The organism is Streptomyces sp. NPDC007157 (genome assembly GCF_040634235.1).
GTDB lineage: Bacteria > Actinomycetota > Actinomycetes > Streptomycetales > Streptomycetaceae > Streptomyces.
Genome location: NZ_JBEYFE010000002.1, coordinates 125,805 through 144,662, shown reverse-complemented (window position 1 = coordinate 144,662; position 18,858 = coordinate 125,805). Strand labels below are relative to the sequence as shown.

General features: G+C 69.6%; 22 protein-coding genes and 1 pseudogene. 3 read left to right on the top strand and 20 right to left on the bottom strand.

Features of this window, described 5'->3' with window-relative positions:
* Positions 1–12 precede the first annotated feature (12 nt).
* The 3 genes from ABZ642_RS03595 to ABZ642_RS03585 all read right to left on the bottom strand — a co-directional run bounded on the left by ABZ642_RS03595 (position 13) and on the right by ABZ642_RS03585 (position 4,441).
* Entirely contained in the window at positions 13–1,338 is a 1,326-nt protein-coding gene (locus tag ABZ642_RS03595; RefSeq protein ID WP_360476458.1) for a PhoH family protein, read from the bottom strand.
* A gap of 451 nt (positions 1,339–1,789) precedes the next feature.
* Positions 1,790–2,563, bottom strand: a complete 774-nt coding sequence (locus ABZ642_RS03590) for an isoprenyl transferase (RefSeq protein ID WP_360476455.1) — start codon at positions 2,561–2,563, stop codon at positions 1,790–1,792.
* 957 nt (positions 2,564–3,520) lie between these two features.
* Positions 3,521–4,441 (bottom strand): class I SAM-dependent methyltransferase, encoded by a 921-nt coding sequence (locus ABZ642_RS03585; RefSeq protein WP_360476452.1) that lies wholly within the window; start codon positions 4,439–4,441, stop codon positions 3,521–3,523.
* 52 nt (positions 4,442–4,493) lie between these two features.
* Here ABZ642_RS03585 and ABZ642_RS03580 point away from each other — a divergent pair, with 52 nt between their 5' ends.
* Positions 4,494–5,015: a DinB family protein gene (locus tag ABZ642_RS03580; protein ID WP_360476449.1), complete on the top strand. Its 522-nt coding sequence runs from the start codon at positions 4,494–4,496 to the stop codon at positions 5,013–5,015.
* Between the two features lie 215 nt (positions 5,016–5,230).
* Here the strand turns inward: ABZ642_RS03580 and ABZ642_RS03575 are convergent, their stop codons facing one another.
* The 6 genes from ABZ642_RS03575 to ABZ642_RS03550 all read right to left on the bottom strand — a co-directional run bounded on the left by ABZ642_RS03575 (position 5,231) and on the right by ABZ642_RS03550 (position 9,838).
* Entirely contained in the window at positions 5,231–6,109 is an 879-nt protein-coding gene (locus ABZ642_RS03575) for an LLM class flavin-dependent oxidoreductase (RefSeq protein ID WP_360476446.1), read from the bottom strand.
* Between the two features lie 40 nt (positions 6,110–6,149).
* Positions 6,150–6,725, bottom strand: coding sequence for a hypothetical protein (locus ABZ642_RS03570; protein ID WP_360476443.1), 576 nt, complete (start codon positions 6,723–6,725; stop codon positions 6,150–6,152).
* Positions 6,722–7,264, bottom strand: a complete 543-nt coding sequence (locus tag ABZ642_RS03565) for a hypothetical protein (protein WP_360476440.1) — start codon at positions 7,262–7,264, stop codon at positions 6,722–6,724. The genes ABZ642_RS03570 and ABZ642_RS03565 overlap by 4 nt, the downstream gene beginning before the upstream one ends.
* Positions 7,265–7,424: 160 nt before the next feature.
* Positions 7,425–8,108, bottom strand: coding sequence for a hypothetical protein (locus ABZ642_RS03560; protein WP_360476437.1), 684 nt, complete (start codon positions 8,106–8,108; stop codon positions 7,425–7,427).
* Positions 8,109–8,165: 57 nt separating this feature from the next.
* Entirely contained in the window at positions 8,166–9,524 is a 1,359-nt protein-coding gene (locus ABZ642_RS03555) for a putative T7SS-secreted protein (RefSeq protein ID WP_360476434.1), read from the bottom strand.
* A complete protein-coding gene (locus ABZ642_RS03550) occupies positions 9,521–9,838 on the bottom strand; it encodes a hypothetical protein (RefSeq protein ID WP_360476431.1) in 318 nt (105 codons plus the stop codon). The genes ABZ642_RS03555 and ABZ642_RS03550 overlap by 4 nt, the downstream gene beginning before the upstream one ends.
* Positions 9,839–10,034: 196 nt before the next feature.
* Here ABZ642_RS03550 and ABZ642_RS03545 point away from each other — a divergent pair, with 196 nt between their 5' ends.
* Together ABZ642_RS03545 and ABZ642_RS03540 are read left to right on the top strand one after the other, a co-directional pair.
* Positions 10,035–10,397, top strand: a complete 363-nt coding sequence (locus ABZ642_RS03545; protein WP_360476428.1) for a DUF192 domain-containing protein — start codon at positions 10,035–10,037, stop codon at positions 10,395–10,397.
* Between the two features lie 10 nt (positions 10,398–10,407).
* Positions 10,408–10,570, top strand: a pseudogene (locus tag ABZ642_RS03540) (Uma2 family endonuclease); the annotation flags it as partial.
* Positions 10,571–10,619: 49 nt separating this feature from the next.
* On the opposite strand, the gene ABZ642_RS03535 reads toward ABZ642_RS03540, so the two are convergent.
* The 11 genes from ABZ642_RS03535 to ABZ642_RS03485 all read right to left on the bottom strand — a co-directional run bounded on the left by ABZ642_RS03535 (position 10,620) and on the right by ABZ642_RS03485 (position 18,631).
* Positions 10,620–11,249, bottom strand: a complete 630-nt coding sequence (locus ABZ642_RS03535; protein WP_360476425.1) for an OmpA family protein — start codon at positions 11,247–11,249, stop codon at positions 10,620–10,622.
* 7 nt (positions 11,250–11,256) lie between these two features.
* Positions 11,257–11,844: a hypothetical protein gene (locus ABZ642_RS03530; RefSeq protein WP_360476422.1), complete on the bottom strand. Its 588-nt coding sequence runs from the start codon at positions 11,842–11,844 to the stop codon at positions 11,257–11,259.
* Between the two features lie 35 nt (positions 11,845–11,879).
* Positions 11,880–12,461 carry a pilus assembly protein TadG-related protein gene (locus tag ABZ642_RS03525; protein WP_360476419.1) on the bottom strand — a complete coding sequence of 194 codons (582 nt, stop codon included), beginning with the start codon at positions 12,459–12,461 and terminating at the stop codon, positions 11,880–11,882.
* On the bottom strand, positions 12,461–12,646 hold the full coding sequence (locus ABZ642_RS03520) for a hypothetical protein (protein WP_360476416.1): 186 nt from the start codon (positions 12,644–12,646) through the stop codon (positions 12,461–12,463). Before ABZ642_RS03520 ends, ABZ642_RS03525 begins: the two co-directional genes overlap by 1 nt.
* A 108-nt stretch (positions 12,647–12,754) precedes the next feature.
* Entirely contained in the window at positions 12,755–13,504 is a 750-nt protein-coding gene (locus ABZ642_RS03515) for a response regulator transcription factor (RefSeq protein WP_360476414.1), read from the bottom strand.
* A gap of 23 nt (positions 13,505–13,527) precedes the next feature.
* Positions 13,528–14,736 (bottom strand): sensor histidine kinase, encoded by a 1,209-nt coding sequence (locus ABZ642_RS03510; RefSeq protein WP_360476411.1) that lies wholly within the window; start codon positions 14,734–14,736, stop codon positions 13,528–13,530.
* 23 nt (positions 14,737–14,759) lie between these two features.
* Positions 14,760–15,647 (bottom strand): DUF5936 domain-containing protein, encoded by an 888-nt coding sequence (locus tag ABZ642_RS03505; protein WP_360476408.1) that lies wholly within the window; start codon positions 15,645–15,647, stop codon positions 14,760–14,762.
* A gap of 12 nt (positions 15,648–15,659) precedes the next feature.
* Complete coding sequence (locus ABZ642_RS03500) at positions 15,660–16,604, bottom strand: type II secretion system F family protein (protein ID WP_360476406.1); 945 nt, start codon at positions 16,602–16,604, stop codon at positions 15,660–15,662.
* Between the two features lie 3 nt (positions 16,605–16,607).
* Entirely contained in the window at positions 16,608–17,945 is a 1,338-nt protein-coding gene (locus ABZ642_RS03495; protein ID WP_360476403.1) for a CpaF family protein, read from the bottom strand.
* Positions 17,946–17,963: 18 nt separating this feature from the next.
* Positions 17,964–18,302: a TadE/TadG family type IV pilus assembly protein gene (locus ABZ642_RS03490; protein WP_360476400.1), complete on the bottom strand. Its 339-nt coding sequence runs from the start codon at positions 18,300–18,302 to the stop codon at positions 17,964–17,966.
* Positions 18,302–18,631 (bottom strand): pilus assembly protein, encoded by a 330-nt coding sequence (locus ABZ642_RS03485; protein WP_360476397.1) that lies wholly within the window; start codon positions 18,629–18,631, stop codon positions 18,302–18,304. Before ABZ642_RS03485 ends, ABZ642_RS03490 begins: the two co-directional genes overlap by 1 nt.
* Positions 18,632–18,858: the final 227 nt, after the last annotated feature.

Sequence of the window (18,858 nt, the reverse complement as noted above, 5' to 3'; positions counted from 1 at the left end):
GGATCAGATGCGTCAGAGGTGTCCGTCCTCCAGCATTTCGGTCACAAGCGCGGCAATCTGGGACCTCTCGGACCGGTTGAGGGTGACATGCGCGAAGAGCGGGTGACCCTTCAGCTTCTCCACCACGGCGACCACACCGTCGTACCGGCCGACCCGGAGGTTGTCCCGCTGGGCCACGTCGTGGGTCAGAACCACCCGTGAATTCGCGCCGATCCGGGACAGAACGGTCAGCAGGACGTTCCGTTCCAGTGACTGGGCCTCGTCGACGATCACGAACGCGTCGTGCAGGGAGCGGCCGCGGATGTGGGTGAGCGGCAGCACCTCCAGCATCCCGCGCGCGGTGACCTCCTCGATGACCTCGCGGCTGGTGACCGCCGAGAGGGTGTCGAAGACCGCCTGCGCCCAGGGGCTCATCTTCTCGGACTCGGAACCGGGCAGATAGCCGAGCTCCTGCCCGCCGACCGCGTACAGCGGACGGAAGACCATCACCTTCTTGTGCTGGCGGCGCTCCAGGACCGCCTCCAGACCCGCGCACAGCGCCAGCGCCGACTTGCCGGTGCCGGCCCGGCCGCCCATCGACACGATCCCGACGTCCGGGTCGAGCAGCAGATCGAGCGCGATGCGCTGCTCGGCGCTGCGGCCCTTGATGCCGAACGCCTCCCGATCGCCGCGTACCACACGGACGTTGCCTTCCGCCGTCACCCGGCCGAGTGCCTTGCCGCGCTCGGACTGGATGGTCAGGCCAGTGTGCACGGGGAGGTCGGAGGCCTCCGGGACGTACACGTGGCCTTCGTCGAAGAGGATGTCCACCTGTTCGCCGGAGAGCGTCAGTTCGGACATTCCGGTCCAGCCGGAGGCGCCCGTGATGGCGAGCTCGGCGCGGTACTCCTCGGCCAGCAGGCCGACCGACGACGCCTTGATCCTGAGCGGGAGGTCCTTCGAGACGACGGTGACGTCGTACCCCTCGGCCTGCAGGTTGCGGGCCACCGCCAGGATGCGGGAGTCGTTGTCCCCCAGGCGGTAGCCGCTGGGCAGCACGCTGGGGTCCGAGTGATTGAGCTCGACACGGATCGTGCCGCCGAGGTCCCCGATCGGGATGGGGGCGTCCAGACGGCCGTGCCGGACCCGGTAGTCGTCGAGCAGACGCAGGGCCTGCCGGGCGAAGTAGCCGAGTTCGGGATGGTGCCGTTTGGCCTCCAGTTCCGTGACCACGACGATCGGCAGCACGACCTCGTGCTCGTCGAAGCGGGTCATGGCGTTCGGGTCGGCCAGCAGGACGCTGGTGTCGAGAACATAGGTGCGCCGGTCGGACTTGCGGCGCGTTGTGCTGGTCACCACGGAAGGACGTACCCCCTCGGATGAGGTCGGGGAGCGACGAAGAGGAGCTGGACCGGTTGACGGCCACCCTGCACGGGCCGAAAACCGGCCCTCCGCTGCTTCTTCCGTGCCGTGACCGCACGGTCGGGCTGGTGCAAAGGGCCTCCCGGGCGGACGACCCCGAGTCGCCCGCTGAGATCCGATGCCCGTGGTTCGGGCATCGACCTGCTTGCCTTATGCCCTCGAACATGCGCCGCCATGCCACGGTCCGCAACGACGCGCAGGTGAACTCCGTGTTACTGGCGCCCTGAAACGGGTGATTTACGCCTCATGGGCCCGATGAGGTCATCCACCGTAGCGAAGGGGTCATCCAGCGTGGCGAAGGGTTTGTCCAGCGTGGCGAAGGGTTTGTCCAGCGTGGCGACGGTGACAGGGGTCCTGTGCCGCGTCGATGACCGCCGTCACGATCACGTCACCCGCCGTAGCGACGGTGGCGGGCCGCGTAGTCCCGCAGGGCGCGCAGGAAGTCGACCTTGCGGAACGCGGGCCAGAAGACCTCGCAGAAGTAGTACTCGGAGTGCGCGGTCTGCCAGAGCATGAATCCGGACAGCCGCTGCTCCCCGCTGGTACGGATCACCAGGTCCGGGTCGGGCTGGGCGCCGGTGTAGAGGTGCCGGCCGATCATGTCGACGTCGACGGAGTCGGCGAGGTCGCCCATCGCGATGCCCTTGTCCTGGGCGTCGAGGATCATCGAGCGGACGGCGTCGGCGATCTCCTGGCGGCCGCCGTAGCCGATGGCGACGTTCACCAGTATTCCGTCGACGTGCGCGGTGGCCTCCTCGGCCTCCTTGAGCGCGTTCCGCATCGGGGAGGGCAGGAGGTCGGGGGTGCCGACGTGGTGGACCCGCCAGCGGCCGTCGGCGGCGAGGGTGCGGACGACGTCCTCGATGATGCCGAGGAGGGGGACCAGCTCCTCCTTGGCGCGGTCGAAGTTGTCCGTGGAGAGCAACCAGAGGGTGACGACCTCGACATCGGTCTCGGAGCACCAGCCGAGGAACTCCTCGATCTTCTCGGCGCCAACCCGGTGGCCGTGCACGGTGCTGGATCCGGCGGCCTTCGCCCAGCGGCGGTTGCCGTCCATGATGACGCCGATGTGCTTGGGCACCTGAGCGTGGTCCAGGTGACCTTCCACCCGGCGTGCGTAGAGCCTGACGAGCAGGCCGCGCAGCTTGTCGCGCAGGTTCACTTGAGGTCCGCCCCTCGTGATTCGGATGCGGGAGTCCGCGTGATCGGATGCGGGAGTCCGCGGGATTCGAATGCGGGAGTCCGCCCGCCGAAGCCTACCCCGCGGGGAGTTGAGGAAGGCGCGGGAGGGAGGCGCGGGAGGGCGGGCGCTCCGGGGGCGGGGGTTCCGGTCGCCGCGCGGCGGCGGGTCGGTTGTGGCTGGTCGGGCCGCGCGGCGGAGCCGCTGATGTGTGCAGCCCCGCGCCCCTTCGAGGGCGCGCCCCGAGACCGCCTGAAAAGTGGGTGAAAAAAACGGGCCGGTCCGTGGGGGGGAGACGGACCGGCCCGAGGGGGGGGGTTCCACCATAACCCTTTGTAAGTGATGCCGCGCGCATCGGCGTGCCACAACTACTCTCCGGAGTCACCCGGCGACGCCACGAGGGGCCCGGAACGCTGGATTCAAGGGCCTTACGTGGCCGATTCACAGCGGAATCCCAGGAAAACTGGTCACATTCGGGGGGATCAAGAGGGTTTGGGCCGTCTTGGTGACGCCTCGGCGGGTTGCACACCCGTCCCTCCGACGGGCTACCCCGGCCGCGAACGACGGCTTGACGGGAGCCAGTGGGGCATTACGGCACCGCGCAGCCCCCTCCACTGCACGGTGCCGCCCGCGCAGCTTTGCTCACGCGAATTACCTTGGTCTGAACTTACGTGAGCCAACGGGGCGATACGGGACGTCAGAGGTAACGATGTGAAAACGCTGAGGGAATGGAAGATGAACAGAGGGGTTGAATATTCGCATATGCGTAGATCCATGAACTAGCAGACGTCTTGCCCTCATTAGTTCATCGGTGTCACGACATGTACCAATACGATCTTCGATCACCTTTTGATCGCACCCGGTGCCGGGTGGGCGTCCGGGGCGACGAGCGGCAGTTCTTGGCCATTCTTCGTCGCCTGGCATTCCAAGGCCGGTGGATCACGGCCGGCGCTCCGGCTTGCGGACGTCGAAGAGGTGCCTGGCGCTGTACGCGACGAAGGGTCCCTCCGCCTCGATCCGCCGATTCAGGGCGCGGAGTTGGGGCTCGTACTCCTCGACCGTGAAGCCGGGGACCAGCCATACGACCTTCCGCAGGAAGTGCACGACGGCGGCGATGTCGTAAAACTCCATCCGCAGCCGTTCGGCCCGCAGGCCGACGACCTCCAGCCCGGCCGCCTCCGCCGCGGCACGCTCCCGGTCGGGGTGCCGCCCGCCGCGGACCGCCTCCGGCTGCGTCCCGAGGAAGTACTCCACCAACTCGAAGACGCTGGCGGGTCCGACGTGCTGGGCGAAGTAGGTGCCGCCGGGGCGCAGCACGCGCGCGATCTCGGTCCAGTGGGCCCGCACCGGATGCCGGCTGAGCACCAGGTCGAAGGACTCGTCGGCGAACGGCAGCGGGGCGTCCTCGGCCGAGGCGACGACCACGACACCGCGCGCGCTCAGCAGGGCGCTCGCCTTGCGGAGGTTCGGCGCCCAGCCCTCGGTGGCGACGAGCAGCCGCGGCCGGGGGCCGGGGGCGGCGGTGTTGGGGGCCGCGGTGTTGGGGGCCGCGGTGGTGTTGGGGGCCGCGGTGGTGTTGGGGGCCGTGGTGGTCTTGCTGGTCTGGAGGGTCTTGCTGGTGCTGGTCTTGAAGGTCTTGCTGGTCTTGAGGGCGAAGTCGAGGACCTCGCCGCCGCCGGTCTGGATGTCGAGGGCGGCGGTGGCGCGGGCCAGTCGTCCGCCGGCCGCGCGGGCATAGCCCCAGGAGGGGCGCGCCTCGGTGGCCCGGCCCTCGAACCAGGAGAAGTCCCAGCCCTCGGTGGGCACGGCGGCGCCCTCGGCGACGAGGTCCTCGAAGGTGCGGTGCGTCTGCTCGGCCATGGCCCGCATGATCCCAACGGAATGTCAGTGCCCGCTGCTAATTTCACCCACCATGACGACGAACGATGGCACGTACACCGCCGGTGAGAAGGAAATCCTGCACGCGAGCCTGGACCGGCACCGGGACGCGGTGCTGTGGAAGCTGGAGGGCCTCGACGACGAACGGCTGCGCCGCCCGATGACCCCGTCCGGGACGAATCTGCTGGGGCTGGTGAAGCATCTGGCGTCGGTGGAGTACGGCTGGTTCGCGTCGACCTTCGGCGGCGAGGTCGAGCCGCTCTGGTTCGACCCGAACACGGACGAGGACCTGTCGGTCGGCCCCGGCGAGACGACCCGGCAGATCATCGACTTCTACGGCCGTGCGCGCGCCGCCGCCGACGCGGTGATCACCGGGCGGCCACTGGAGGCACTGGGCCGGCCGGACTGGCGGGACCACTCGGTCTCCCTGCGCTGGGTACTGGTGCACATGATCGAGGAGACCGCCCGGCACGCCGGGCACATCGACATCCTGCGGGAGCTGATCGACGGCACGACGGGAGATCACCGGCGGACCACACCTGCGGGCACGGACTGACCGGGCCGTCGGGCGGTGCCGCCGGAGCGGGCCTCCGGCGGTCCCGACCGACCGGCCCCCGGTGGTCCCGACCGAGCGGGCCGTCCAGGCGTCCCGCCTCACCGGGTGCTCCGGCAGTACCGGCCGAGCGAGCCGTCTGGCGGTCCCGACCGACCGGGCCCCGTCCAGCAGTCCCGCCTGACCTGGTGCTCCGGCGGTACCGGCCGCCGGACGGCTCACGGCACCAGCGGCCGGACCTCCTCGGCGGTGAACCGTACGAAACCCTCGGGGTCGGGTTCGTCCCCCGTCGGCTGGAGGATGACGGTGTCGGCGCCGGCCTCGGTGAGCCGCCGCACGGCTTTGGCGACGGCGCCCGCGTCTCCGGCGACGCCGAGTTCAGGGACCGACTCCAGGCCCTCGGCGGCGAGTTCGGCGCGGAGCCGGGCGGGCGCGTCGGCCCCGGTGGCGGTGAGGAGATAGACGACGACCTGGTGCGGCTCGTCCGCGCCCCGCCCGGCGGCCGCCCGTCCCTCCTCGATGAGCCGCCGGGCCCGGCGGACGCCGTCGGGCGGGGTGGCGGCGGTCAGGATCGTCCCGTCGGCGGCCTCGCCGGTGAGGCGGAGGGTGCGGGGGCCTTCGGCTCCGGCGAGGATTTGGACGGGGTCGGCGGGCGGCCAGTCGAGCGCTACGTCGTCGAGCCGGACGTACCGCCCGTCGACGGTGAGCCGCTCGCCGCGCAACAGGGCGCGCAGGGCGTCGAGATGCTCACGGAGCAGGGTCAGCGGGGACTCGGCGCGGGCGCCGACCTGGCCCATCCAGTCCTGCACGCCGTGGCCGACACCGAGGATCGCGCGCCCCGGAAACATCCGGTGCAGCGCGGCGGCCTCCATGGCGGTGATGGCGACGTTCCGCAACGGCACGGGCAACAGCCCCACGCCGACCCGCACCCGCTCCGACCAGGCGAGGGCAGCGGCGGCGGTGGAGATCCCACCCTCCCGGAAACAGTCCTCCCACAGCCACAACTCCTCCAGCCCGACATCATCCGCGACCCGAACCACGGCACGGAGTCGCTCGGGGGGCAGCTGGGGGCGGAATACGGCGCCTAGTGCGGTCATGGGGAAGGTCCTACCCGGGAGCGGAGGCGGGCCAACTTCTCTACGACGCAGTGGCGTGGGCAGGTGCGGCGGTGGCGCCCTTGTATCGCGCCACGCGGAAGGGCCGCGCGCCGCCCGGTTCGGAGACCACGGCGCCCGGGGTGGGAGGGCCCGCGCACCAGACGTGGGTGAGGCGTACGTTCACATACCGCTTGAAGGGGGTGGCTGTCAGGGCGTCCGGCCCGATCCGGAGAACGGCGGGCACCCGCGTCTCGCGTCCGGATGCCGGGTCGTGGTCCCTGGCCCGCCATCCGTGTATGGAGGGGACGACGACCTGGCACTCCACCAGCCGCCACGGGTAGGCGCTGAGCCGGCGGTGCATACGCAGGGCGCTGACGGCGCCCCAGATGTTGAGGGGCAGCAGAACCGGGGTGGCGGCGACCCCTCGGACCAGGATCGGTGTGAACCGGTCGGCGTCGGTGGCCGCGGCCAGGACGAGGGCAGTGACGACCCCGGGCCATACGACGAGGAGGAGCGCCGCCTGGCGGATCAGCCTGCGGTGGATCGCACGCCGTGTGGGCGGGTGCTTGACGGCGGGCTGCGACGCCCAGGGCAGGGGCGGGAGAGCGTCCGTCACGATCGGGCTCCGCTCCGGGACGAAGCGAAGGGGTCGTCGAAGCTGACGGTGCGCGCGATCTGCCGGAGGATCGCGCGGTACTGCTCGCGGTGGGGTACGGCGGTGGTGCTCAGGGTGAGGAGGGCGAGGGTGGTGCCGTCGGGGTGTGGGAGGTGTCCGTGGATCTGCAGCAGGGGCTTCCGGGGAAGACCCGACTCAGCCGTCGGCATACGGACCGTCTCGCTGAACGCGGCAGGGCCGCAGGGGACCTCCCCGTACTCGATGTGCGTGTGGCCTTCGGCCGTCACAAGAGCCCGGGCGGCGGTGACTCCTCGTGGGGCCCAGCTGGTGTCCACCCAGGAGATGGTGAACAGGGAGAGCAAAGCGGTTCCGTTCCCGCCCTCTGCGTCGTCCCGGTGCAGTCCGAGCGCGCAGTGGGCCGTCCGGTCCGTCTGCACACTGCGGAGCATGCGTTGGACGACGGTCAGGGCTGCGGTGAATTCCTGCCGGGACACCTCGTCGGGAGCCGAAGCGAGGACCGGAGCCAGGCTCTCGTCCATTCGCGCCGCCTCCGGGGAGCCGGTCGGTGCGACAAGAGCCGGAAGGGGAAGGGAGGTGAACCCGGTAGGAACAGCGAACCAGACGCCGTCGCCGGGTTCCTCGGCGCTCGGGTGCACAGTCACGTTCGAAGCGAATGCGGTGCTCATGTTGCGCCGCCACTCATCCCTGCGCAGGTAGGTGCGTGGACTCCGGGAGATACCGGGCACCGGCACGGCCGGCGCGTTCGACGGCCTCCTGTTCGGCATCCCAGCTCTCGGGTGCGCAGCTTCTGTCGAATACCGGGCGCTGGTAGAGCAGATGGAACCGCTTCGGTGAATGGCCGCCCCTGCCCGATGCGGCGACGACCGCGAGGAAGCGCGGGTCACCCGCAAACCAGAGGGGTTCGATCTGTGCCCTGCGTGCAGGTTTCGTCCGCGGACCGTCCAGTCGCCTCAGCCACCAGTACGAACGCTGGTGCTTGAGAAACACCAACGGGATCTTCTCCTCCGGCTCCGACGGACTACGGAACTCGAACCAGATGCCGTCGTCACGCGCACCGGGATACTTGCCGATGCCGCTCGGTACGGCTTCGAGGATCTGCCAGGGGTACTCCCGCAGGACACGGCGCATGCGCAGGGCCGCGGGGAAGTAGGTGAGCTGGACGAAGAACCGGTAGAAGCCATAGAGAAAGTACGGCATGAAGATCCACACGACCCAGTTCGGGGTGTAGGTGGACAGGCCGATCAGCGCCACCCATCCGGCAGGCCAACCGACCAGCCCAACCACGTTCAGGGCCATGTGCCGCGCCCACGCAGCTCGCGTCGGCGCGTGTTCCCAGGCGGTGGCGTGATCGGTGGAATGCATCAGGGGTTGCCTTCTCGTGCGGAGTGGGAGGGTTGACATGGTCGGCGTGAGGCCTGCTCACACGGGCCCGAAGACACGACGGACCAGGTCGACGGTTTCGGCGGTGTCGATCGGCCCCAGGAAGAAGCCGTCGACGCCGGTGCCCGCGCTCGACACGGTGTCGTTGTCCAGTGAGTCGTTCAAACTTGCGGCCAGGCCATAGGACGCGGTGGCGAGACCGGCCCACGGAGCGACCTTCTCGGTGACCTCGACCGCATTGGTCAGTCTCGGCGCCTTCTCCACCACCCATTCCGTGAACGGATTCTTCAGGTCGGCGAACTCCTTGGCTGACGCCATGGTCTTGCCTCCGGCAGCGGTGATCCGCTCGCCCACCGTCAGCACCTCACCTGCTTCGCCAACCGACCTGAACAGCACAGGGGCACCCTTGGCCGCCGCACCGAGGCCGGGCAGCATGCCCAGCCCGTCCGCGGCCACCCCGATCGCGTTGCTCCAGAAGTCGGCGTCGAACTCGCCGTGCCGAAATCCGTCCCACAACGAGGCGCGCACCGTCGGGTCCGCCAGTCGCGTCACGACCGCGCCGGCGCTCAGCGCCGCAGCGACCAGGAGCAGCACGGCCGCGGCGGTCCCGCCGGTGACCACGAACAGCGCGATGATGCCGATGACGGCGGCGGTCCAGCTGAGGATGTCCGGCAGGTTGTCGCTGATCCAGTCGAGCGCTTCGTCGAAGAACCCAGGCTCCTGCGGTGCCAGCTTCTGTGTCGCGTCGGTGATCTTGCCTGCCCGGTACCGGGCCTTCTCCTCATGCTCCTCGGCGAGCTTCTTCGCCCGGGTGATGATCGCATCGAGGTCGGCCCGGGCGTCGTCCACGGCCGTGTTGGCGTGGGACAGCGTCTTCTGGGCCGTGTCGTGCCGGGACCCCTTCTTGTTCAGATCCGGGTCAGCCTTCGCCTTGCTCGCCCGACCATTCGCAGCGTCCAGAACGTCCCTGGCGTCCTTGGCATCGCTCTCCAGCCGCTTCGCCCGGCGCTGGAACTCCTCCAGTTCGCCTTCCCAGCGGTCGAGATGGCGGGCGGCCTTACGGATGGAGTGCGCCGCGTTCTTGAGGTTGAGCGGCAACGAGCCGCCGTCGAGTTCCTCCCGGAAGGCGACGGCCGCGTCACCCTTCCAGTAGCTGCCGTCCATCAGCTTGGTGACCAGCCCATGGGACTCTTCCAGGACCTTGGCACAGTTGGTGAGTTTGACGTAGAGGTCATGAACGGAGTCGGTACTGCCCGGCGCCGGATTGAAGCCAAGGTTCGGATAGCCGGTGTCGGAAACACCCGAACGCGATTTGAGCCCCTGCGGTTTGTCGTAGTCCGCACGGGTCTGCGGATCGAGAACCCCGCCGGGCCGCTCCGTACCAGGGGTGTACGTCACTTCGTTCCCCCGCCCTTGCCCGCCTTGGCCTTCTTCAGCGCCTCCTCCAGCGCCTTGTCCACCTCGTTGTAGCTGTCCCGGCTCTTGCCGATGATCTCGGCGAGATTCTCGGTCTGCTCGCCGATCTGTTGAGTGCCGTACTTCCACTCCTCCTGGAAGTACTCACACGCACCGTCCAGATCGTCCGTGCCGAGTCCGCTGACCGTGGCGTCGCTCAACGCCTTGCGCAGTCCCTGCAGAGAACTGCTCGATCTCTTCAGCAACTTCATGAAGTGCGCGAGCTCATCGCCGTCGACCACCAGCCGGTCCGCCACGCCCCGTGTCCCCTCCCTGCCTGCGGCCCTTGCCCAAGGGGACGAGGGCGCGAGTAAGCGATCGGTAAGGGACTTTAACCGTTCCGCATGTGAAGACACGAACCGCTGGCACCCATCAACCAGAAGAGTGACTGACGAGCCGCGTCGCCCCGCCTGTACGTTCATGTGAGACGTGGAGCGGCAGGAGGCATCCGGGATGGCGCGCTGGCGGGACGGGCGAGGAAGGCTGGTCATCCATGACGGCGAGGAACCGGTCGTTGTCCCGCTGGAGATCGCCGCGTCCTATCGCGCCCGTGCGAAAGGCCTGTTGGGACGGGACGCGCTCGACGGGGCGATCCTGCTCTCCCCCGCCGGCAGCATTCACACGTTCCGGATGAGGATGCCGGTCGACGTCGCCTATCTGGACCGGCGGCTGACCGTCATCGCCGTACGCACCATGCCGCCGGGGCGCCTGGGCCTGCCGCGTCTCCGGTCCCGGCATGTGCTGGAGGCGGAGGCCGGGGCCATGGCGGGGTGGGGCGTGGAGGTGGGGACGCTGGTGAGTGTCGAGGTGGAGTAGCCGCTCACTCGGCCCCGAGCCCGACGTGTCCGTAGTCCGCGCCGGCGCTGTCACCGGGCTGGAGCGGACTCGGTTCAAGACCGCCGACGTCCTGCTCGCCGTCGAGGTCGTCTCGCCGGACTCGGAGGGCCCGCGACCGCGACACCAGGCCGCACAAGTACGCCCCGGCAGGTATCCGGTCGTACGAGCCCATGAACTCGACCCGGTGACCACCGACGCCGCTCAGCCCCCCGTCCTCGGGAACGTCACCTCCACCCGGCGGTTCTTCTTGCGGCCCTCCTCCGTGGAGTTGTCGGCGATCGGGTACTGCTCGCCGTAGCCGCGGACGTCGAAGGTGATGTTCGGGTCGTTCAGGTCCTGGTCGAGGACGCCCTGCACGGCGTTGGCGCGCTGACGGGAGAGGACGTCTCCGTGGGCCGAGGAGCCCAGGTTGTCCGTGAAGCCGAAGACGCGCACCTGGGTGGCGTTCTGCTTCCTGATCTCCTCCGCGATCGTGTCGATCCGCGCCTTCGCCGCCGGGCTCAGCTTGGAACTGTCCTTGCTGAACAGCACCTCGGCCTGGAGGGCGAAGGTCACGTCCGCGTTGGTGTCCTCACGGCGCTCGTCACCGCTCTGGTCCTCCACGACCGACTTGATGTCCAGGACCTTGGGGTCGGCGAGGGTGGCGCCTTCGGGGAGCTTGAGGTCGGGGTCGGTGGGGTCGATCTTCACGGGTGCGGTGGCCGAGGGCTCGGTGCCCGGGGGGACGCTCGGGTCGCCGCCGTCGGCATGGGCGACTGTCGCGCCGTAGAGATTCGTGACCAGCAGGAGCGTGGCGGCGCCCAGGGTCAGCGGGAGGCGTGGTGTGGTCACGTCGGCCTCACCCGGAGATCTGGATCGTGCCGCTGGCGAAGGTGGGGAGTTGGAGGGTGACCTCGGTGGTGCTGGTCGGTGGTGCTGGGAACTGCATGAAGATGGGGATGGTCTGACCGGCCTGGATAGAGGCGAGATCGGTCGTGGTGAGCGGGCGCCCGTCCGTGTCCCGCAGCACGTAGTACCGCTTCTTCCCCTTGGAGTCCACGAGCGTGGCGCCGCCGAACGAGGTGCCGTGCTGGACGATCTCTGTCTCGTCGCCCCGCAGCGCCACGGGAACCACGACCATCTGGGATCCGTCGTTCTTCAGGTTCGCATTGATGGTGAGAAAGCCACCCGAGTCCCTTACCGCGGAGGTGACTTGGAGGACCAGTCCGGAAGGGCCTGCGAGTTCGGCGAGAGGCGTCTCGGACTTCCCCTCCTGCGCACTCGGCTGGGACCCACCTTTCTGGGACGGCGATGCCGATGCGCCGGGCTTCTTGTTGCCACCGCCGTCGCCACCGCCACCGCATCCGGCCGCGCCGAGAGCCAGACCAGCCGTGACGGCCAATGCGACCATCCCCCTGCGAGCCTTCGCAGTGAACCGAATGCTCATAGCTCCGCTTCCTTCATCACTCGTCGATTCGCTTGTCAATCGGCCAGGTGGACGTCGAAGAGATCGCCGGGGCCCGGAAGATCCGTGAGGTGGTCCGGATCCAGCACCCAGTTCCGATCCCTGCAGGTGAGTTCAGGCAGGACGCTGTCGTCGCCGGAAAGTGTGAACGTGCAGAGCGGCTCGATCACGGCTGTGGCGTGCGCCGTCGACTTCAAGTTCTCAGTGCCGGGCACGACGGAGTCGCCCACGGTCTTGTTCGTCTCGGCATCGACCTTGTAGCTCAGCGGCGGTTCGGGGATGCACTGTGCCGTCGCATCGTTCTGAGCCGCCAGTTCGGCGGCACGCCAGCACGACTCGGCCACCGGCACATTGCCGGCGAAGATGTCCTGCCACTTTGTCGGGTCGAGTACGTCCTTCACCCACTGGTCCGCAAGCTCGTCACGCGTGTTCATCGCCGCGGCGAGCGCCGCCGCGTCGGCGGCCGTCTGGGCGCCGTTCCGGTTCACTGCGGCCTGACCGACCGCAAGATAGGCGAACGCGAGAAAGAGCAGGCCCCCCACAACCGTGATGTAAATGGGGAAGGCCTGCCCGGAATCGCCGTAACGGCGAACACACATCACACGATCTTGTCGATCTGCGCCAGGATCTTCTCCAGGATGTGGCTGCCGATACTCGTCCCCGTGACCGCCAGCACGATCGCCACCACCACCGCGATGATCCCCAGGTACTCGACCGCGGTCTGCCCCCGGTCGTCGGCGCGGCGCTGCAGCGCGACAAGCATCCTCAGCATCCGGTCGCTCATGGTGTTCCCCTCCGGGTTCGGTTCCGATCCTTGGAACGTACGGCGGAACATACCCATCCGCGGAGGGTCCCAGGACCCAAATCCGGACCCAGTTCATCCTGTTCAGCCTCATGACACCCCCAGCCACTTGGCCGTCGCCTGGGCGCGGGTGGCGGTGTGGAGCTTGGCGAAGATGCGGTTGATGTGGTTCTTGACCGTCTTCTCGCTGATGAAGCAGACGGCGGCGATCTGCTGGTTGTTCATGCCGGACGCGATGAGGTCCATGATCTCCGCCTCCCTGCCGCTCAGTTGAAAACGGGACTTCGATGACTGTCCCACAGATGATTGCAGTTGCGAAAGCCCTTTGGGTGGAAAATGTGTTGGGAGAGCGCGCAGTTCGGGTTTTGCGTGTGCAGTTGCATGGTCTCTGATATGGGCGAGCAACGCGTTCGTGGCCGTCGGTGTGAAGTGCGGTCGGCCGCCGCCCACGTCCCGTACCGCCTGTGTCAGCTGTGCTGTCGTGAACTCGCCGTGGACCAGGTAGCCGCCGGCGCCCAGGCGTACGGCCTCCTGCACGATCTCCGTCTCGTCGCTGTACGTCAGCATCATGACCGGGGCCAGGCGCACCAGGTGCGGCAGCGCCGACATGCCGTCGACCCCGGGCATGCGGACGTCGAGGAGGATGACGTCGGGGTGAAGACGCGACGCCGCCTCGTAGGCCGCGCGGCCGTCGTCGGCCTCGGCGACGACCGTGAGGCCGTCCGCGGCGCGGAGGACGGCCGTCAGGCCCGCGCGGATCACCGGGTTGTCGTCGGCCACCAGGACGCGCAGGGGCGGGAGCGGTGGCTCTTCGCGCTCCGTGAAGGGGTGTTGCGGCATCGGGGGGCCTCCTCTCGTCTCCGTCATGTCAGTGGCACCTCCACGCGGACCTCGGTGCCCCGGTCGGTGGTCAACCGGAGGCGCGCGCCCATCGACGCGGCCCGTTCCGTCATGCCGAGGAGGCCGAAGTGGCCGGTGCGGCGCAGTTCTTCGGGGGTCGCGTCCGGGGGCAGGCCCCGGCCGTCGTCCTGGATGGTCACCACCAGGTGGGTGGGCGTGGTCCGAGCCCGTACGTCGACCCTCGTCGCGCGTGCGTGGCGGTACGCGTTCTCCAGGGCCTCCGCCGTGATGCTCAGCAGCCGGCGGCTCGTGGCGGGGGCGAGGGGCAAGGGGGTGGCCGGGCCGTCGTACGTGGTGGGGAGGGACGTACGGGTGGTGAAGTCCGCTGCCAGGGACGCCAGTTCCGCCAGTACGTCCGACGGTTCGGCGTCCGTCGCGGTCCGCAGGTCCGTCAGGAGGTCCCGGGACTCCTCCGCCGCCTTGCGGGCCGCGTTCGCCACCAGTTCCGCCTGCTGTCTGATCAGCGTCGGGTCCAGGCGGTCGGGAGACGCGGACGCCGACTCCGCGAGCCCGTCGGCGATCAGTGCGACGCCGTAGAGGGTTTTGGTCACCGAGTCGTGCATCTCGCGGGCCAGGCGGGCGCGTTCCGCGCTCACCGCCTCGGTCGCGGCGAGGCGGGCGCGGGTCTCGGTGAGGGCCTCGGTGGCGGTGCCGAAGCGGAGCATCAGGGTGCGCAGGGTGGAGCCCATCGCGCCTGTGATCACACACAGACCGGGCAGGAGAAGCAACTCGGCGACGCCCGCCTGGTGCTTCACGGTCTCCTGTACGAGAAGCAGGATCAGCGACTGGAGGGAGGCGAAGACCGCCGCTCCGCGCCAGCTGTAGAGGAGGCCGGCGACGAGCGGGGTGCAGACGCTGACGTAGGCCAGGGTGGTGTCGGGGCCGGCCGAGATCAGCAGGAAGGACCCGAAGAGGGTGTCGGCGGCCAGCAGGGTGGGGTGGCGCAGGAGCAGCGGGCCGAAGCGCTGCCAGTCACGGAAGAGGACGTACGAGATCATGAAGGTGACGACCACCGCCGAGCCGACCAGGCGGGCGCCCAGGCCGGGGGTGGCGTTGAGAAGGGCCGCGGGGGCCGCCACGGCGATCATCGCCAGGCGGAAGCCGAAGACCTGGCGGCCCATCGCCCGCAGGGCCCGGATCTCGACCTTCCCGTCGTCCTCCCGTGCCGCCATCACCCTCACCCGCCCTCCCTCGGCTACTTCCCCGTGACCGACCCGAAGTCGACCCCGGAGCCCAGCAGCAGGCCGGCGGCCAGCAGGAGCATCGTGGCCGGGACCATGAACGTGGTGATCATCAGCGTGGCCCTCGGCACCGCCCGGGCCGCCTTGCGGCGGGCGTTCTGGGCGTCCGTACGGCGCATGTCCTTGGCCAGGGCGACCAGGGTGTCGACGATCGGCGCGCCCAGTTCCTCGCCCTGCTGGAGCGCCGTGACGAACATCGCCACCTGTTCGGAGTCGTTGCGGCGGCGGAGTTCCGCGAAGGCCTGGCGGCGGCTCATGCCCAGGTCCAGCTGGCGGAGCGTGATGCGGAGTTCGTCCGCCCAGGGGCCCTCGTAGTGCGAGGCGACCCGGTCCAGGGCCTGCCGGAATCCGAGGCCGGCGCTCACCACCACCGCGAGGACGTCCAGGAAGTCGGGCAGGGTGCGTTCGATGACGTCCTTGCGGATACGGATCGCCGACCAGATGCCGACCTCCGTCCAGAACGCGCCGAAGAGGAGGAGCAGGACGGCCATCAGCCACTGGCCGCGGAGCAGGAAGACCAGGAAGCCGACGGCGCCCAGTGCGCCGTAGACCGCGCGGCGGGCCGCGTAGCGGTCGATCGTCAGGCCGCCGGGGTTGCCCGCCAGGTCGATCCTGCGGCGGTACTTGGCGACCAGCCGCGGGCCCATCAGGCGCAGGACGGCGGGGGCGTAGCGCATGCCCATGCGGTCGATGAGGGAGTTGGCGGCGCCGGTGCGGGTGGCGCCCACCTCCAGGGCGATCGCCAGGTCGGAGGGGAGTTTCGCGTCCGCGCGGTACATGCGGACGCCCGCGAAGACGCCCCAGACGCCGAGGGCCATCAGGAGGGCCAGGAGCAGTGGCATGGTCACATCCCCCTATACGTCGATGCGGCTGAGGCGGCGGATGAGGACGAAGCCGATGACGTAGAGGCCGAAGGCGATGAGCACGGCCGCCTGGCCCAGGGTGGTGCCCGTCATGCGGTCCAGCGTGTCGCCCTTGACCCCGTTCATCAGGAACAGGGCGCCGATGCCGAGCACCGGGACGGCGTACGACGTCATCGTCACCTGGGAGAGCTGGGTGCGGACCTCGCGGCGGGTCTCCTTGCGCTCCTCCAGGGTCTCGGTGAGGTTGCGCAGCGCGGAGACGACCTGGCCGCCCGCCCTGTTGGACAGGACGAGCGTCGTGACCAGGACGACCAGTTCGCGGGAGGGGAGCCGGTCGGCCAGTTCACCGAGGGCGTCGTCCATGGCGTGGCCGATCGCCAACTGGTCGGCCACCTTGCCGAGTTCCTCACCGGCCGGGGCCTCCAGCTCCTCCGCCGCCATGCCGATCGCGGTGCGCAGGGCGAGTCCGGCGTGCGTGGCGTTGGCCAGGATGCGGGCGAGTTCCGGGAGTTGGGCGATGAACCGCTCGATGCGTTTCTGGCGCTGCCAGTTGAGGAACTGCACGGCGGCGAAGACCCCGAGGAGGCCGGCGATCGGCCCGAAGAAGGGGGCCAGGGCGGCCTGGCCGATGAGCCAGAGGGCGACGACGGCGGCGAGCATGTAGGCGAAGAACTCGCCGGGCGTCACGTCCAGGCCCGTCGCCGCCAGCCGGAGTTCCAGCCGCCTGCCGATCCCCGTGCCGCGCAGCCGCCGGTCGAGGTTGCGGAAGCGCCGCCGGCGGCCGGTGAGCGGGGCCTGGCCGGTGGAGGAGAGGCGGTCCACGAGGGCGGCGCGCTGGGCCCGGCCGGAGGCGTAGGTGTGCAGGCCCACCACGGCCAGCAGACAGGTCAGCAGGGTGATGCCGGTGGTGAGGGTGACGAGGTCATGGAGGGTCATGGCCTACCTCGCTTCTCGGGTGGTGAGCTGGTCGAAGTGCTGGGCCACGCCGAAGGCCTGCGGGATCGGCTGGCTCGCCATGTAGAGGCGGTCGGCGGTGCGGCGCGGGAGCGGGAAGTACTGGAAGGCACCGTGGACATGACCGTCGTGGGTCATGGGCCGGGCGTCGAAGCGGGCCACCGTCGCCAGCCGGTACGGCTCGCTGCCGTGGCTGTCCAGCACCGCGATCTCGGTGATCCGGCGGGCGCCGTCCACGAACCGGGTCAGCTGGACGATGACCTCGACCGCGCTGTTGATCTGGTCGTGCAGGGCGACGAAGGGGACTTCGACGTCCGACATGGAGGCCAGGGTCTGGAGCCGGGTCAGGGCGTCCTCCGCGCTGTTGGCGTGGACGGTCGCGAGCGAGCCGTCGTGGCCGGTGGACATGGCCTGGAGCATGTCCAGGGACTCGCCGCCGCGGACCTCGCCGACCACGATCCGGTCGGGGCGCATCCGCAGCGAGTTGCGGACCAGGTCACGGATGCTGACCTGGCCCTTGCCCTCGACGTTCGCCGGGCGGGACTCCAGGCGGACCACGTGCGACTGCTGGAGCTGGAGTTCGGCGGAGTCCTCGATGGTGATGATGCGTTCGTGCGCCGGGATCAGCCCGGAGAGGGCGTTCAGCAGGGTGGTCTTGCCGGTGCCGGTGGCGCCGGAGACGATGATGTTGAACTTCGCCTGTACCAGGCCGGCCAGCAGATACACCATGTGCTCGTCGAGCGAGCCGAAGCCGATCAGCTCCTGGAGGGTGAAGGAGCGCGGGAAGCGGCGGATGGTGAGGATGGGGCCGGTCAGGGAGAGCGGCGGGATGATCACGTTGACGCGTTCGCCGGAGGGGAGCCGGGCGTCGACCATCGGATTCGACTCGTCCACCCGGCGGTTGACCGTGGAGACGATCCGCTCGATGGTCTGCATCAGCTGGTCCGCGGACGCGAACCGCAGCGGCAGCTGCTCGACCCGGCCACCGCGCTCGACGAAGATCGCGTCGGGGCCGTTCACCATGATTTCCGTGATCGACGCGTCTTCCAGCAGCGGTTCCAGGATGCCGAGGCCGAGGGCCTCGTCGACGACCCGGCGGATCAGCTGGGAACGCTCGACGGTCGACAGCACCGGGCCCTCGCGGCTGATGATGTGACCGAGGACGCGTTCCAGGCGCGCCCGGCGCTCGGCGGCGGCCAGCGCGCTCATCTCCGCGAGGTCGATCTCCTCCAGGAGCTTGGCCCGGTAGGAGGAGACCAGATGGCCGTCCTCGCCCCGGCTGCCGTGCTCCTCGGGGGAGTTGATACGTGCCCGCAGGCTCATGGTTGCCGTGCTCCTCGTTCAGTGGTCGACGGGCATCGTGGCGGACTTGGTGGCGTTGCCCAGCTCCCAGACGATCTTCGGGATGTGGACGGTGGCGGTCACGGTGACCGAGTCGCCGCCGCCGGACGAGGCGCAGCTCACGTCGATCCCGCCGCTGACCGCACCGGCGCAGGCCGCGCCGACGTCCTCGCGCAGCGAGGCGGCCCGGGCCCCGGCCCGGGCCGCCGTCCCGGCCTGCTCGGCGGCGTAGGCGACGGCGCCGAGCTGGATGCCGGCCAGCCCGACGATGAGCAGGACCGGGATGAACCCGAGGTACTCGACGGCGACCTGACCGCGGTCGCGCAGGTTGTGGCGCATCAGTGCGTCACCTCCTCCACGGTGCCGGCGTGGCCGTGCACGGTGACGGGGAAGTCGATGGTGCCGGGGAAGAGCACCGGGACGCGCAGGGAGACGTCGGCGGTGACCATGCCGGTGCCTCCGCAGCGGTCCACGGTGGCGCCCTCCCGCCAGGCACTGGAGAGGTCCTCCAGCGCCGCCTGCTCGCAGACGCCGAACCGTTCCCCCCGGGGGACGGCCGTGCCCGCGCGTACGCCTTCGTCGGCGGCGTTCCCGGCGAGGGTGAAGGCGTATCCGACGAGGACGGCCTGCCACATGAGTACGAGGGTGAGGATGATGATCGGCGTCATGCCGAGGAGTTCGATGGTGACCTGGCCGCGGTCGGGTGCGGGGCCGGTGAGCCGTCGGTCGGGTGCGGGGCCGGTGAGCCGTCGGTCGGGTGCGGGTGCGTGGGGGCTGGTCGCGCAGTTCCCCGCGCCTCTACAGGGCGCTTCCTTGCGGGACGCTTCAAAGTCGCGCTTCGCTGAAGCGCGCCCAAGGGGCGCGGGGCTGTGACATATGCGGCTCCGCCGCGTGG